A 16,243-nucleotide genomic window follows, 5' to 3' on the forward strand; every position below is an offset into this window, starting at 1 on the left:
TAAGCCTTGAAAGACACAAGTATCTTGAACGCCGAGAATCGCAACGCCGCCTCCCTTGATGTGGACGACCAGGCTGATGGATCGGGACAGCGTGTGCGTCTTCAGGGCAATTGGCGCAGCGCCTACATCCATCTGGTGCTACGCGATTTCGAAAAGCTTTTGCAGAAGAAGACTGGCGACCTGACGGTAGACCTCTCGGATATTTCGGAGATCGACACCGCCGGCATCTGGCTGCTGTGCCGGCTGAAGAAGCAAGAAGAGGCGGGCGGGCGGACGGTTCGCTTCGAAGGCACCAACTCGCATATCGACGAAATGCTGGAGATGTTTTCCGAGGAGCCGACCAAGGTCGAGCCGGAGCAGACGGAGAAAGTCTCGCTTGCCGCGCGCATCTTCGCGCCGATCGGCAAAATGACCTACGAGGTCTGGGACAATTTCGCCGCCGCCATGTATATCCTTGGCTCGGCGGTGCGCGGCGCGCAGATGAAGTTCGGCCGCGGCAGCGGCGTTTCGCCGGCCTCGATCGTCAACCAGATCGACCATATGGGCGTTCGCGCCGTTCCGATCATCTTGCTGATGTCTTTCTTGATCGGGGCGATCATCGCCCAGCAGGGCGCCTTCCAGCTGCGCTACTTCGGTGCTGAGGTTTTCGTCGTCGATCTCGTCGGCATCCTGCAATTGCGCGAAATCGGCGTGCTTCTGACCTCGATCATGATCGCCGGCCGTTCGGGCAGCGCCATCACCGCCGAAATCGGTTCGATGAAGATGCGCGAAGAGATCGACGCGCTGAAGGTGATGGGGCTGAACCCAATCGGCGTGCTGATCTTCCCACGACTGGTGGCTCTGACCATCGCGCTACCGCTTTTGACGGTGCTGGCAAATTTCGCTTCTCTGGGCGGTGCTGCCGCTGTCGCCTGGGGCTATTCCGGCATCACCTTCGCCAATTTCCTGTCGCGCCTCCACGAGGCGGTCACATTGTCGACGGTGCTGTCAGGCATGATCAAGGCGCCGTTCATGGCGCTGGTCATCGGCATCGTCGCCGCCGTCGAGGGGCTGAAGGTTGGCGGCAGCGCGGAATCGCTCGGCCAGCACGTGACGGCCGCGGTGGTGAAGGCGATTTTCGTCGTCATCCTGATGGACGGGCTTTTTGCGATGTTCTATGCAGCGATCGATTTCTAGGATGGCGGACCGCGTGGACGAGAAACCGATCGATATGGAAGACAAGGACGAAAGGGACATCGTGCTGTCGGCGCGCGACGTCACCGTCGGCTTCGGCTCCAAGGTCGTGCTCGACAATCTGAACCTCAATATCTACCGCGGCGAGATCCTCGGATTCGTCGGCGCGTCGGGCACGGGTAAATCGGTGCTGATGCGTACGGTGCTCCGGCTGCTGCCGCGCCGCTCAGGCACGATCAAGATCCTCGGCCAGGATTTCGACGAGCTCGACGAACCACAACGCAACGCGCTCGACATGCGGCTCGGCGTACTGTTCCAGCAGGGGGCGCTGTTCTCGTCGCTGACGGTCAAGGAGAACATCCAGGTGCCGATGCGCGAGTATCTCGACCTGCCGACCTCGCTGATGGATGAGCTGGCGCATCTGAAGATCCGTATGGTCGGTCTTGCAGCCGATGCCGCCGACAAATATCCATCCGAACTGTCCGGCGGCATGATCAAGCGCGCAGCCCTTGCCCGCGCACTGTCACTCGATCCGGAACTCGTTTTCCTGGACGAACCGACCTCCGGCCTCGACCCGATCGGTGCGGCCGAATTCGACGAACTGATCGCCAACCTGCGCGATAGTCTGGGATTGACCGTGTATATGGTCACGCACGACCTCGACAGCCTATTTTCGGTCTGCGACCGTATTGCCGTGCTCGGAAAGAAGCGAGTAATGGTGGAAGGCACGATCGACGACATGCTGGCCTATGACGATCCGTGGGTGCAGGCCTATTTCAAGGGCAAACGCGCGCGGTCGATTGTGCCGCAGAACGATGCTGCCGCGCGGCACGACAGCAGCGGAAAGTGACCGGATAAGATGGAAACCAAAGCCAATTACACGATTGTCGGTTTTTTCACGGTGCTGGTGATCGCGGCTGCCTTCGGCTTCGTCTACTGGATGGCCGAATATGGCCGCGGCGGCCCTATGACGGAACTGATCGTTCGTATTCCGGGTTCGGCCAACGGCCTCAGCGTCGGCTCGCCGGTGCGCTTCAACGGTATCCAGATCGGCTCGGTGCAGACGCTGTCGATCGATGCCGACGATCCGCAATATTCGCTGGCGTTCACCCAGGTGCGCACCGATGCGCCGATCTACCCCTCTACCAAGGCCGCCCTCGAAATCCAGGGCTTGACCGGGGCTGCCTATATCGAACTCTCAGGCGGCCGCAAGGGCGAGGAAAGCATCCTCCAGCATGCGATCGACAACGGCAAACGCGCCGTCATCGTCGCCGACCAGTCGAGCGTCACCAATCTCCTGGCGACCGCAGACAAGATCCTCGATCGCGCTAATGACGCGGTCGGCGAACTTCAGGGTTTCATCGAAGATTCGCGTGGGCCGCTGACCGAGACTTTCAAGAATGCCGAGACGTTCTCCGATGCACTTGCCAAGAATTCCGGCAATATCGACGCCTTCCTGCAGAGCGTGGGTGAGCTCTCCAATACGGTGAAGGCGGTCTCCGGTCGTGTCGATTCGACGCTTCAAGCCGTCGAATCGCTGGTCAAGGCGGTCGATGCGCAGAAGATCGACAACATCGTCTCCAATGCCGAGAAGATTACCGCCAATGTCGCCGATGCCTCGGGCGACCTCAAGGGTGCGATCCAGAAGTTCGACCAGACCGCCACCACCTTCAACGATTTCGGCAAACAGGCGCAGGCGACACTCGATCGCGTCGATACGCTCGTTGCCCAGATCGACCCGGCGAAGGTGAAGGGCTCTGTCGACGATATCGCGCAGGCGACCAAGGATGCGCGCGCCGCCGTCGCCTCGATCCGCGAGGTCGCCAACACGGTTTCGGCGCGTCAGAAAGATATCGACCAGACGATCCAGGACGTGTCGCAGCTTTCCAACAAGCTGAATTCGGCCTCGACCCGCATCGACGGCATTCTCATCAAGGTCGATGCGCTGCTCGGCACCGACAATACGCAATCGCTGTTCACTGAAGCGCGCAATACGCTGGAATCCTTCAAGAAGGTCGCCGACAACCTGAATTCGCGGATCGGGCCGATCGCCGACAATCTGCAGAAATTCTCGAGCGGCGGCTTGCGCGACGTGCAGACTCTCGTCAACGACATGCGCGGGACCGTGAGCAATCTGAACGATACGATCACCAACTTCGACCGCAATCCGCAACGTCTGATCTTCGGCGGGGACACGGTGAAGCAATATGACGGCCGGACGCGGCGTTAACTGGGAAATCAGGGGTAGCCTAATATGGTCGCATCGCATCTGTTGTCGCGCCGTTCTCGGATCAGGGGAACGGTGATCGCGCTGCCGCTGACGGCGCTGATCCTTTCGGGGTGCGGCACCGCGGCCAAGAACGACACCTATGACCTGCCCGCCGCCGTCGATGGCAGCGGGCCCGCGGCCAAATCCCGCCAGATCCTGATCGCCAGCCCGACGGCGCTAAGGTCGCTCGACAGCGAGCAGATCGTCATCCGTGTTTCGCCTTCGGAAATCCAGTATCTCTCAAAGGCGCAGTGGGGCGACAAGCTGCCGCGCATAGTGCAGTCCAAGCTGGTGGAAGCCTTCGAGAACTCGGGCAAGCTCGGCGGCGTCGGCATGCCGGGGCAGGGGCTGGCGATCGACTACCAGATCGTCACCGATATCCGCTCCTTCGAGATCGATGCTTCGAACGGCAACCAGGCGGTGGTCGAGATCTCCGCCAAGATCCTCAACGATCGCAATGGTTCGGTGCGCGCCCAGAAGGTGTTCCGCGCCTTGGCGCCGTCCGGCGGCGACAATGACGGCTTCGTCAAAGGCCTCGACCGCGCCTTCTCCACGGTCGCCTCCGAGATCGTCAGCTGGACGCTGCGCTCAATTTGAACTGGAATTTCGAGGCCGCCCCTTGAATATCGGGGGTTGTCGATTGTGAAAAATATTTGATCCCATGGCATAGGGGTCGTCATCGTATTCAATTTCTTCACGAATTTATGGAACGCATCATACAGTCCCTTTCAGGAGGAATGCTGCATGGTGGTTGCACGGGTCTTCGGGAAATCGTCATCGGAGGCGATCCAGCGCGAAAATGATCGCCTAGCTGTGTTGCAGCAGCTCGATATCCTCGACACTCCGAGGGACGAGGGCTTCGAGCGGATCGTACGCCTGATAAAGGAGATCTATTCCATCGACATCGGCATCGTGTCGCTGATCGATGCGCATCGGCAATGGTATAAGGCTTGCTCGGGCCTCGCGGGCGACGAGGTGTCGCGCGAAGACACGTTCTGCCGCTATGTCGTGGACTGTGAAAAGCCTGTTGTCGTGCAAGACGCCACCAAGGACCCGCGGTTTTCACAACATCCTGCGGTGACGGGCGAGAACCATATCCGTTTTTATGCCGGCGTGCCGTTGAAAACAAAAGCCGGGCACATGATCGGAACGGTTTGCGCGATCGACCGCAGGCCACGATCGTTCGGTAACAGAGATCTCGGCATTCTCGAGGAGCTGGCAGGCGCCGCGATGGACCGCATCGAGCTCATGCAGTCGGCCGCGATCGACAGCCTCACCGAGGCGATGACGCGGCGTGCCTTCAAGCAGGAGGCCGATCAGCTCATTTCGCTCGCTCTGCGGCACAAGCACGACCTCTCATGCATCGTCTTCGATATCGATCATTTCAAGAAGGTGAACGATACGCACGGACATGCCGCAGGAGACGAGGTCCTCAAGGCGGTCGCATCGGCCTGCAAGGCGACCCTGCGCGCCGGCGATCTTTTCGGCCGCCTCGGCGGCGAGGAATTTGCCGTCATCCTGCCGCATGTCGATCGGGAAGGTGCTGCCGCGGTCGCCGAGAAACTCAGAGCCTCCATCGCCTCCGAGACCATTCGCGGCGATCATGGCGCTCTGACCGTTACCGCCAGCTTCGGAACTTCGGCGCTCTCGATCGTTAGCAAAGAGATCGAGACCCTGCTGGCTCAAGCGGATGCGGCGATGTATCAGGCCAAGCATGGCGGGCGGAATCGTTGCGTGTCGTGGAGCTCCATCCACGCCGATCACGCCATTGGGGCTCGACGGCGGGTGCTGAAGGCGGGTTCGATCCTGTTCAACGATCGGCGTTCGACCATCGACTGCACCGTCAAATCCATTGGATCGGAGAGCGCCGGCATCTCAGTCTCCAATACATCAGGCATTCCTTCGGAATTCGTCCTGGCCATCAAAGGCGAAGGTTTCGAAACGAATTGCAGGGTGATCGCGCAAGACCGGCAGCATCTGGAAGTCGCTTTCAGATAACTCGGCAGCGAAACCTGCCGGCAGGTCTCTGCTCATCGGGCCTATTTGGTCGGCTGCGAATCCGTCATCGTCGCTCCCGGCTGGCTGCCCGGTGTCGTAGAAGCTGTGGCGGTCGATGACGGCGACAGGGTGCTGTCCAGCAAGCTTGCCATTTTGTCGTCGCGTATGCTCGCAGTCTTTTCGCCCATGACGACGCCGACCACGCGGCGGCCATCCTTCAGCGCCGAGGTCACGACATTGTAGCCCGATGCATCGGTATAGCCGGTCTTGATGCCGTCGACGCCGTCATAGCGATACATGAGGTTGTTGTGGCCGCGCAGCTTCATGCCGCGGAACTGGAAGCCGCGCATGGAGAAGAGCTTGAACTCTTCGGGGAAGTCCCGCATCAGCGAAACGCCGAGTGTCGCCATGTCCCGCGCCGTGGTGACCTGCTCCGGATCGGGAAGGCCCGACGGATTTTTGAAGACCGTATCCTTCATACCGAGCTGGTGTGCCTTGTCGGTCATCGCCTTGGCGAAAACCTGTTCGGAGCCGCCAAGCTGTTCAGCGATCGCCACAGCCGCATCATTGGCAGAGAGCACGACAATTCCTTCGACCGCTTCGCGCAGCGTCACCTTGCGGCCGGCGCCGACAGCGAGCTTGAAGGGCTCCTTGCTCTCGGCATTTTCCGACATGGTGAGCTTCTGGTCCCAGTTGAGGCGTCCGTCATGCAGGGCTTCGAAGGCGAGATAGAGCGTCATTATCTTGGTCAGCGACGCCGGATAGTTCAGATCGTCCTGATTGGAACCTTCGAGGACCTGGCCGGACTGGGCATCCACGACGAAGCTTGCCTGGCCTGCCTGAACCTGAGTGAAAGCGCCCATCAGGAAAAAGGAAGAGAGCGCGGTGGCAACGAGCCTGGATGTCGTCTTGGTCATCAATGTTGCTGTCTCTATCGTTTGGATGGTGGAGTGAGCCATTCGCTTAGTGTGAGCGGATCAGAAAAGTTTGTGACGGAATGAAGGACAGGGGGCAATAAAAAAGGGTCATCCACAGCTGATTCCTTTTGTCTCACCATGTCAGGCTTTGGCCTTGCCGACGTCGAGCGGCTTTCGGCCTGCAGCGGGGAATGACGCGTCGGATCTCGCACAATCCTTGCGGCCACGCTCATTTCGATCTAAGGCGCTGGAAGACAGCATTACGCTGCGTGAGGTGGGATTTCTATGATGCGCTCGGCAATGGTTTTGGTCGTTGGCCTATGTGTGCTCATCTTCTCTGCTCTTTCCAGCCTTGCGTCATCTGGACGCGTTGCGCTGGTGATTGGCAACTCGGCCTATAGCCAGGTCGAAAAGATTCGGAACCCCGGAAATGACGCGACTGCTATCGGCGCAGCGCTTCGGCGAATGGGTTTCGAGGTGACGGTCGTTCATGATGCGACAAAGGTTGAATTCGATTCCGCTCTGTCGACGTTTTCCGATGTTGCGGCCGGGGCAGATATCGCCGTGGTATTCTACGCCGGACACGGAATGGAGCTTAACGGCTCCAACTATCTCATTCCGACGGATGCCACTTTAAGCACAGATGCGCAGGCCACCCCGGAAACCGTGACGTTGGACAACGTTCTGGATGCTGTTCGCAGCGTCAAAGGTCTTCGCATCGTCCTTCTCGACGTATACCGCAAGAATCCCTTTGTGCTGAAAATGAAGCCAAACGGAGCCAGCCGTTCCATCGGACGAGGGCTTGCGGGGATCGAACCAACGCCGAATTTGCTCGTCAGCTATTCGGCGGAGGCGGGCGCCACTGCAAATGGCGTCGATTCCGATCACAGCCCCTATACCGAGGGCCTGCTGAAGTTCCTGGAGATGCCCGGGCTTGAGGTGAATTTTCTTTTCAGACGCGTCTCTGCCTATGTCCGAAATAAAACCGATGGCCAGCAGACACCGTTCGAATATTCCAGCTTGCCCGAGGAACCTGTCTATCTCAGCCCACCCTCCGCCACCAATTTTCCGGCTACCAAAGCTCAAATGGTTCTCTATGAGGAGAGAGTTGGAATGCCGGAGCCGACGGCACTGGCTGGCTCGGTGACTTGGTCAATCGATATGCGGACTGACGCCAAGGGCCACTCCGATCCAGTCGTGCGGGGCCACATGGAAATTCCGCAGCGTAACCTGACGGCTGTACTGACGCTGGAAAGAAACACGGATCTATCGATCGCTGCGAGCCATCTCTTCGAACTATCGTTTCAGATCGCGGCAGGATTTGAAGGAGGTGGAATTAATAGTTGGACGAGCATGTCGATGAAGACCACGGAAGGCGCTCGCGGTGACATGTTGATAGCCGTGGCCGGCAAGGTCACTGACACTCTCTATATGCTGGCGCTCAATGGTTTGCCTGATGCTCGCGCCAAAAACATCGAATTGCTTGGTAAACGCCGATGGATTGATTTGCCGATCTTTTATCAGAACGGCACACGAGCGCTGCTGACGCTTGAAAAGGGCGAGGGCGGTGAGCGTGTGTTCAATCAGGCAATTCAGGCTTGGGCGTCAGATGATCTGGCCCGGACTGATGGCGGCAATGCTCAATAGAAAGATCGCGGCATCAATTGCCTCTCCTCCGCACCTACTCAGTTACATTGGCGGGGCAAGAACGGTAATACTCCAGTGATGCGCCTCGGCCGCGCAAAGGGTGTGATCCGCTTCGAGAACATCCTCTATTCGAGGGACCGCCCCCGGTATGTCGCAAATGTCACAGTCTAACCGGAGCCGCTTGATGGTCCCGGTTTTCGTGCTGCCTGAAAAACTTTATGAGAAGGCGATGTCGGCGGCGGGGCGGATTTCTACTGTCGCCTTGCCTGCGTCGAAACCGTCAAGCGTTTCATTGTGATGGGCGATGATCTCTGAGAAGGTGAGGGTTGCCGTATCGCCGGTCATGTGGCCATCGGCGACCAGCGTCACGTCATATCCGAGCGATACGGCCCGCCTGACTGTCGTATCGACGCAGAATTGCGACATGCAGCCGCCGACGATGAGGTGGGTGATTGCGCGTTCGTCTAGGCGTTCGGCAAGATCGGTTTCGAAGAAGGAGTCGGCGCTTTTCTTGCTGACGACGATCTCGCCTTGTCCCGGCGCGATCTCCTCGCGCAGCGCCCAGCCTGGCGTGCCGACAGCCAATCGATGGCCGTCGCCGCCGTCATGCTGAACGAGCACGATCGGCACGCCCGCCTGCCTGGCTTTTTCCTGTAGCGCTGCCAACCGTGCGACGGTCTCGTCGAGCGCGGCATCGATACGAGGCTGCCGATCCGGCGAGGCTTTTCCTGAGAGAATAGCATTCTGCACGTCGATGATCAGAAAGGCCTTGGTCATTTCGGGAGCGGTTTCCGTGGCTGGGTGGCGGGCTTCGGTTGTTGCTTTCACATGTCCGCAGAGAGGTCTGGTCACACCCGCATTATAGAACGAAAGCCGCCTGACATGTGTTCAGGCGGCTTTCCAATCGAAGGTATCCGTCAGTCGGTCAGGCTCAGCCGAGCCTGCCTGCTGCATGGGCGAGCATGGTGTAGACCTTGCCCGTATCCGAGGTGAGGTAGGACTGCGTCACCGTGCGGTTCGGGTCGGTGCGGGCGACGTCGGCGAGCAGCTTTTCGAAATCACCGATGTAGCGGTCGACGGCGGTGCGGAACTCCGGTTCGCGGTCGTATTTGCGCTTGATCTCGTCGAAGGTCTGCTGGCCCTTCAGCGTGTAGAGGCGACGGGTGAAGACGTCGCGCTCGCCGCGCTGGTAACGGCGCCAGAGATCGACCGAGGCGTCGTGGTCGATAGCGCGGGCGATATCGACCGAGAGCGAGTTCAGCGATTCGACGACGTGGCGCGGATTGCGGCTGTCGTTGCTGCGCGCGGCCGGCGCGGCAGTTTCCGCCGGGCGGGCAGGAACACGGGCGGCCGCGGCCTCGTCGGCGGCGTCCTCACGCGATGCGCCACGCAGGAGATCGCTGATCCAGCCGCCGCTTTCCGGACGAGCCGGCTCTTGGCGACCTGTTTCCGGGCGGCCTGTTTCCTGGCGAGCGGGGGCAGGCTGCGGCGCGGCGCGCTGGGGGGCGGCAGTCGGCGCAGATGGTGCGATCGCTCCGCGCAGACCTGTCGCTTCGATCGGCGGCGGTGCTGCCGGCTGCGGCGGCTGGGCTGCGACCGGCTGGGCAGGACGCGGGGCCGGCTGCACCTGAGCGAGTGTGCGGGCGACGGGCTCGGAGATCTCGAGCTGCTGGCTGGAGCGGCCGACCAGCTGGGAGATATCCTGCAGCGCCTTGATCTGCTCGGCGACGGCCCGGCGCATGGCCGAGGCGCTTTCCTTGGCTTCCTCGGGAAGATCGAAGGCGCCGCGCTTCAGTTCGGCGCGGGTGGCGTCAAGCTCGTTGCGGATGTCGGCCGCAGAGCGACGGATATCCTCGGTGGCGCCGGAGAAGCGGCCGACGGCATCATCGATCGCCTCGCGCAGCGCTTCCCGCATGTGCTGGGCGGCACCGTCTGAGGCGCGGCCAGCTTCGCCGAGCATGCGATCGACTTCCGACAGCGAGGCGGTGAGACCGCCGCGAATGCGATTGGAGAGATCGCCGGAGCGGCGCTCGACATTGGCGAAGGTGCCGTCGATCGTCGTATTGGCCTCGTCGCCGGCGCGGGTGATCGCCTCGCGCATCGTCTCTGCCGCTTCCTGGGCACGCTTCTCGGTTTCGGTGAGAATGCGGCCGATATCGGCGAAGGAGGACTGCACGCCCTGGCGCAAATTGCCGGTAACCTGGTTGGAGCGTTGCTCTGCCCGCTCGAACACGGTCTCGATCATGCTGCCGAGGCCTTGCATGGTCTTTTCGATCTCGGCCGAGCGCGAGACGAGGCCGACCGAGAGCGTCTGCAGCGCGCTCTCGCGTTCCTCGAGCGTCGAGGCGAGGTTGGACTGGGCGGCGCCGAGAAGCTGCGAAGCCTGGGTCAGAACCTTGGAGTGTTCGTCGAAGCGGCCGATGATGCCGCCGACCTGTGCCAGCGTCTGGCCCGAAATGTCGGAGAGGCGGTCGACCTTGCCTTCGAGAAGCCTGGTCGAGGCGGAGACCATTTCAGCGGCCTTGGTGGCGGAGTCGGCAAAGCGCGTGGTGGTATCGCCGAGACGACCGTCGACGCTGGTCAGTTGCTCGGCGGCGCGGTTCATCATCATCGCCATCGCCGCGCTGCTTTCCGACATGCGCTCGACGAGGCCGTTGACGTTGCCGACCAGGCTGTTCTCGATGGCGCTGACGGCATTGGCGACATTCTCGGTGCGGGCGGCAACGGCGCTGGCGAGCGCTTCGTTTTCGGTGCGCAGGCGGTCGGCGCTGAGGTTGGCCGCGGCGGTGATGCGGGCGGCGGCCTGCTCACCGGCATCGGTGTAGCGGTCGATGATCGGGCGGGCCGTTTCGTCGAGGATGCGTGTCAATTCGACCGAACGGCCTGATAGCATCGAGTTGAGGTCGCGGGTGCGCTCTTCGAGCGTCGAGCGGATCGAGTTGCCGCGCGCTTCGAGCGCCCGGTCGATTTCGGAGAACGTCGTATCGATCTCGCGGGCACGCTCTTCGAGGTTGGTGCGAAGGGCGCTGCTGCGGGCTTCGAGCGCCCGGTCGACATCCGCCATGGTGGCGGAAATCTCGGTGCCGGCGCCAAACAGGGTCGAGCGGATGGCATTGCCGCGTGTCTCCAGGGACTGGCCGGCATCCGACAGTACCTTGGAGATGGCATTGACCTGCGTGCCGACGATGGTCTCGGCCTCTGCGACCTTGTTGACGATGGCGTTTCCGGCTTCCGAGAAGGTCTGGGCAACGGCAGCGGCCTGGCTTGCCAGCCGGTTCTGAGCTTCGGCGACACGGGTGACGATCTGTGAAGAGCGCTCATCCATGGTGCGGGTGAATTCGTCGCTTTTCGCATTGAGATCCTCGGCGAATTGCTGGCCAGTCTTGCCAAGCAGTTCGGTGGTTCTCGTCGCTTCGCCTTCCATTCCCTGAGCCGCGTCGGCAACCGCACTGCGCAGCGTCGAGGCGAGACCGGCGGCCTTGCCTTCGATGGTACGGTTGACGGCATCGAGGCCGACGGTCAACGCACGGTCCATTGTGGAGAGGCGATCCTCTATGCGTTCGTTGCCGCGGTCGAGGGTTTCGCCCAGGCTCGCGGTGCGATCCTCGATGGCGCCCGTCAGGCTGGTGGTGCGGCTGTCCAGCGTCTCGGCCAGATTGGCGGTGCGGCTGTCGATCGCCTGAGTGAGGTTTGCAGCACTGCCTTCGAGCGTCGCCGAGATGCGCTGCGTGGCATGGTCGCTGAGCGCGCCGATACGCGAGACGCCGTCGGCAAGCACGCCGGACAGCTGGCCGCTGGCTGCTTCGACCTTTTCGGCAACGCCGCCGACGCCATCGCGGATGCGCGTCTCGATCGCTGCAAGACCAGATTCCACGCGCGATCCGGTTTCTTCAAAACGGCCCGTCAGGCTTTCGACCGACCGATCGAGATGGGCGGAGAAATTCTGGGTGGAGCTTGAAATCGCATTTGCCGCCTCCTGGAAGCGGTCGGCGATCTGGCCGGCGCCGGCATGCATGCGATCTTCCAATGTCTGGGCGCCGGCATCGATCGCCTGGCGGATCGCCGCTTCACGGTGCTCCAGCGACAATTCGAGCATGCCGACGCTTGTCGCCACCGAGGTGCCGATGCTGGTCGCCTGTTCGGCCAGCGTATCGCTGATCAGCGCATGGGCCTGGTTCAGCGATAGATCGATGGCGTTGGCGCGGTCTTCGAGCGTCGTGCGGATGCGCTCATGGGCAGAGGCGAGCCCGCCCTCGATGCGCGCTGCGGCCTCGTCGGCGAGGCCTCCGAGCCGTGTATGTGCATCGGTCAGACGGCCTTCGATGCGGCCGGTCAAGCCGCCGACGAGATCCTCGAAGCGGGCGCCGCCGGTATCGAGAACGCCTGAGAGGGCGGCGCTATGTTCAGAAAGCGCATTTTCGAGCCGCTGCTGATTGTCAGTATAGGCGGTGCGGATTGCATCGGTCTTGTCGGAGAAGGCGCCGGCGACTCGGGCTTCGGCACCGGAGACGGCCTCCATGATGGCGTTGCTGCGGGCTTCGAGCACACTGTCGAAGCGGCTCTGGTTATCGTCGAGCGAAATGGCGAGCGCCATGGTCTTTTCATCGAGCGTATCGGTGAGCCGATCGTGGGTTGCCGTTACGGCGCCGATGATCGCGGCGGTGCGGTGGCCCAAGGCCTCCTCGAGGCGAGCCTGTCCTTCGGTTAGCGAGGCGGCGAGGGCGGCGGCCTTCTGGTCGAGCACTCCGTTCAGGCCGACATGCGTGCCGGAAACCGCATTGGTGATCGCCTCGGCGCCTGTTGTCAGCGTCTCCTCAAGACGGCTCTGGCTCTCGTTCAGCGAAATGGCAAGCGCCATCGCCCGATCGTCGAGTGTCTCGGACAGGCGGTCGTGAGTGGCGGAGACCGCATTGAGTAAGGATTCCGAGCGGCTCTCCAGGGTGTCCTGCAGGCGGCTCTGGCCCTCGTTCAGGGAGGCGGCGATCGCCGTCGCCTTTTCGTCGAGCGTTTCCGAGAGTCGGTCGTGCGTGCCGGACACGGCCTTGAGGAAGGCTTCAGAGCGTGCTTCCAGCGTGTCTTCGATCCGCGACTGGCTCTCATTGAGCGAGATGGCGAGCGTCATCGCCTTCTCGTCCAGCGTCTCGGACAGGCGGTCATGGGTGCCGGAGACCGCATTCAGCAGGGCTGCCGAGCGGGTTTCCAGCGTGTCTTCGATACGCGTCTGGGTTTCGTTGAGCGAGATGGCGAGGGCCATCGCCTTTTCGTCCAGCGTCTCGGAGAGGCGATCATGGGTGCTGGAGACGGCGTTCAGCAGCGCTGCGGAGCGGGTTTCGAGCGTATTCTCGATCCGGGCATGGCCTTCGCTGAGCGAGGTGGCAAAAGCTGCCGCCTTGCCGTCCAGAGTCTCCGAGAGACGATCATGGGTGCCGGAGACGGCGTTCAGCAGCGCCGCGGAGCGGGTTTCCAGCGTATCCTCGATACGGGCCTGGCCCTCGTTCAAGGAAATGGCGAGCGCCATCGCCTTTTCGTCGAGCGTTTCGGCAAGACGGTCGCGCGTGCCGGATACAGTGTTCAGCAGTGCCTCGGCGCGCGTTCCAAGCGCATCCTCGATGCGGGCATGGCGCTCGTCGAGCGAGGTCGTAAGGGCCGCCGCCTTGCTGTCCAGCGTTTCCGACAGGCGATCATGCGTGCCGGACACGGCTTTGAGGAAGGCCTCGGAGCGGGTCTCGAGCGTGTCCTCGATGCGAGCCTGGCTCTCGTTCAAGGAAATGGCGAGCGCCATCGCCTTTTCGTCGAGCGTCTCGGCAAGACGGTCATGGGTGCCGGAGACGGCATTGATGATGGCGTCGGAGCGGGTCGTCAGCGCTTCCTCGAAGCGGCCGTGATGGGTGGTGAGCGCCTCGAGCAATGCGCCGCCGCGCTCTGCCATGACGCTGTCGATACGGCCGTGGGCCGTGCCGAGCGCCTCGCTGATTTCGGCCGCACGGGCGGTAAGCACGCCGCTCAGCTCCTCGGCGCGACCGCCGAAGGCAGAGGTGACCTGTTCGGTGCCAGCGGCAACGGCAGTCGTCAGATCGGTGGTGGTGGTGCGCAGCGCGTCGCGGAATTCGGCCGAGCGTGTCTGAAGGTTGTTCTGCAGCTCGGAGGTGCCCGATGCGAGCGTCAGCGCGATGTCAGACGTAGCGCTCTGCAGCGCCGAGGTCAGTTCGCCGGTGCGGCTGGTGAGGGCTGTGGTGATTTCGTCCGCGCGGCTGCCGAGCGTGCTTTCCAGGACTTCGTGGCCGGTGGCGAGGGCGGTGGCGAGCGCCAGCGACTGGTCTGATATCGACGAACCAAGGCGGTCGATACCGGAATTCAGGATGCCGTCGATCGAATCCGAGCCGCCGGTCAGCGTCTCGTTGATACGAGCGAGGCTCTCCATCAGCTTGGTGTCGAGCGAGCCGGTGCGCTTGTCGAAGGCGCTGGTGAATTCGGAGACGCGTTCGTCGAAGGCGGTCGACAGCTGGGCGACGGTCGTCTGCAGCCGCTCCTCGAAGAAGCCGGAGCGCACGTCGAGATCCATGACGGCATCGTCGGCGGTGGTCTGCAGGCTCTGGCGGAAGCTTGCGCCCTTTTCATCGAGCGCGCTGTTCAGCTTCGACAACACGTCGTCAAGCGTGCCGCCGATGGTGCGTTCGCCTGACGTCAGGCTCTCATTGATCTCGCGGGTGCGGGCGATCAGGATCTCGTTGAGCTGGTGCGTGCGCTCATTCAGCGCCGCATTCAGCTTTTCGGTGCTGCTGTCCATGGTCGAGGCGCGCGTCTCGAACTGGCTGAGCAGCCTTTCGCCATGGTCGTTGAGATTGACGGAGAGGGCTTCGAGGCGGTTGTCGAATTCGGTGGCCAGCGCAAAACCCGATGCGTTCAGGGTCTGCAGCAGGGTATCGGTCTTGGCAGCGAGCAGGCTGCCCATCGACTGCAGGGCGCTGTCCGACTTTTCCAGGATCGTGGCGGCGCGTGTATCGATCAGCGAGGCGAAGGCTTCGCCAGATGTGGCAAGCCGCACCGCGATCTCTTCGGTCGCAAGCGACAGCTCTTCCTTCAACTGGTCGTGCACGCTGCCGATCGAGGTGCGGATACGGTCGGCATGGTTGACGATCGCCTCGCGCTCGGAGCCGAGCTCGTGGACCAGGCCGCGAACACGCAATTCGTTGTCGGCATAAGAACGTTCAAGCGCATTGACTTCGGAATGGACGAGCGTTTCCAGCTCGGAGGCACGCGCGATGGTGCGCTCGATGCCTTCATTCATGGCCGAGACCTCACGGCGCACGGCCTGGCCGACCGTCATGATGCGCTCGGAGGCGATGGTTTCCGGCTCTGCCAGGCGTAATGCCACCTCTGCCATGGAGCGGGCGGCGTTGCGCATGTCCTGGGCGCGGGAGATCATGATGGCGAATGCATAGAACATCATCACCGGAATGATGATGCCGACGAGGCCGGCGATGACGCCGGGCAGGGCGACGAGATCGGCGAGCGAGCGGATCTGCCAGATCTGCGGAGCATAAAGCAGCGACATCAGGCCGAGGCCGGCCATGACCCAAAGCACGGAAAACAGGGTGGCAGTGCGCACCGCCGAGCGGCTGGAGGCGCCGTCAAAGGATTTCAGGATCGAGGCGGGCGTATTGCGGCTGGCATCGTTGGCGGGCGTGAAGGCCGGAGCCCTGGAAGCCTGCTCGCCGGCGGCACCGCGGCGGCTGCGGCGCTGCGCTTCTTCCTGGGCCTGCTGGTTACGCGCATTTACTGGATCAGACACATTAGCCTCCGGGGCCTGGGGCGCGTCGCCGCGGCGAGACGGTACGTTATCCTTGCTGAAGTCGATCTGGAGCGCCTCGTCCAATGCTTTGAACGCCTTGTCCTCAATCGACTCGTTATATTTGTTGTTCGCCATTCGGGTATGCCTCGTTACTGTCAGCCGGCCCAACCGCGCACCCCGGGCTTCGGCCCACCGGGAACAACTTTGCCGTTCCAGCCTTCCATCCCAACGAAGGACGGATAAGCATGTCATTTCAGAGTAGATAGCCGCTTTTTCAAACGGAAGGTATCAAAACACTACCATTATCCACTCGCTCGGCAAAGGCGCGTACCATAAACCCGCTCCACCAGTATCGTAGTGACACATCTGGGCTCTTCACACAATTAATGAAGGCTTGAGATTCACGGTCCGTTAACCCGTTGTTAACATCTTTGAATCCTGGACACC

9 protein-coding genes are annotated in these 16,243 nt (G+C 61.8%); 6 read left to right on the forward strand and 3 right to left on the reverse strand.

The window, feature by feature from the left end; all coding sequences use genetic code 11:
• Positions 1 to 6 precede the first annotated feature (6 nt).
• From ACM5SV_RS25855 to ACM5SV_RS25875, 5 genes are all read left to right on the forward strand, one after another.
• Positions 7 to 1,176, forward strand: coding sequence for an ABC transporter permease (locus ACM5SV_RS25855; protein WP_197725657.1), 1,170 nt, complete (start codon positions 7 to 9; stop codon positions 1,174 to 1,176).
• A 1-nt stretch (position 1,177) separates the two neighbouring features.
• The gene (locus ACM5SV_RS25860) at positions 1,178 to 2,023 is read left to right on the forward strand and encodes an ABC transporter ATP-binding protein (RefSeq protein WP_011652197.1); all 846 of its coding nucleotides are present in this window, start codon (positions 1,178 to 1,180) and stop codon (positions 2,021 to 2,023) included.
• Between the two features lie 9 nt (positions 2,024 to 2,032).
• Positions 2,033 to 3,403 carry an MlaD family protein gene (locus ACM5SV_RS25865; RefSeq protein ID WP_029875480.1) on the forward strand — a complete coding sequence of 457 codons (1,371 nt, stop codon included), beginning with the start codon at positions 2,033 to 2,035 and terminating at the stop codon, positions 3,401 to 3,403.
• A gap of 24 nt (positions 3,404 to 3,427) precedes the next feature.
• The gene (locus tag ACM5SV_RS25870; protein ID WP_128406504.1) at positions 3,428 to 4,039 is read left to right on the forward strand and encodes an ABC-type transport auxiliary lipoprotein family protein; all 612 of its coding nucleotides are present in this window, start codon (positions 3,428 to 3,430) and stop codon (positions 4,037 to 4,039) included.
• Between the two features lie 147 nt (positions 4,040 to 4,186).
• Positions 4,187 to 5,440: a sensor domain-containing diguanylate cyclase gene (locus ACM5SV_RS25875; RefSeq protein WP_113544989.1), complete on the forward strand. Its 1,254-nt coding sequence runs from the start codon at positions 4,187 to 4,189 to the stop codon at positions 5,438 to 5,440.
• A gap of 41 nt (positions 5,441 to 5,481) precedes the next feature.
• Here the strand turns inward: ACM5SV_RS25875 and ACM5SV_RS25880 are convergent, their stop codons facing one another.
• The gene (locus ACM5SV_RS25880) at positions 5,482 to 6,357 is read right to left on the reverse strand and encodes a D-alanyl-D-alanine carboxypeptidase family protein (protein WP_222014860.1); all 876 of its coding nucleotides are present in this window, start codon (positions 6,355 to 6,357) and stop codon (positions 5,482 to 5,484) included.
• Between the two features lie 288 nt (positions 6,358 to 6,645).
• On the opposite strand from ACM5SV_RS25880, the gene ACM5SV_RS25885 reads away from it, so the two are divergent.
• Positions 6,646 to 8,004, forward strand: a complete 1,359-nt coding sequence (locus ACM5SV_RS25885; protein WP_222014859.1) for a caspase family protein — start codon at positions 6,646 to 6,648, stop codon at positions 8,002 to 8,004.
• Between the two features lie 216 nt (positions 8,005 to 8,220).
• Here the strand turns inward: ACM5SV_RS25885 and ACM5SV_RS25890 are convergent, their stop codons facing one another.
• Both ACM5SV_RS25890 and ACM5SV_RS25895 read right to left on the reverse strand, forming a co-directional pair.
• Complete coding sequence (locus ACM5SV_RS25890; protein ID WP_113544992.1) at positions 8,221 to 8,781, reverse strand: cysteine hydrolase family protein; 561 nt, start codon at positions 8,779 to 8,781, stop codon at positions 8,221 to 8,223.
• 154 nt (positions 8,782 to 8,935) lie between these two features.
• Positions 8,936 to 15,931 carry a hypothetical protein gene (locus ACM5SV_RS25895; protein ID WP_222014856.1) on the reverse strand — a complete coding sequence of 2,332 codons (6,996 nt, stop codon included), beginning with the start codon at positions 15,929 to 15,931 and terminating at the stop codon, positions 8,936 to 8,938.
• Between the last annotated feature and the right edge of the window lie 312 nt (positions 15,932 to 16,243).

It is taken from the genome of Rhizobium sp. CRRU65, assembly GCF_048551595.1.
GTDB classification, from domain to species: Bacteria; Pseudomonadota; Alphaproteobacteria; order Rhizobiales; family Rhizobiaceae; genus Rhizobium; species Rhizobium leguminosarum_J.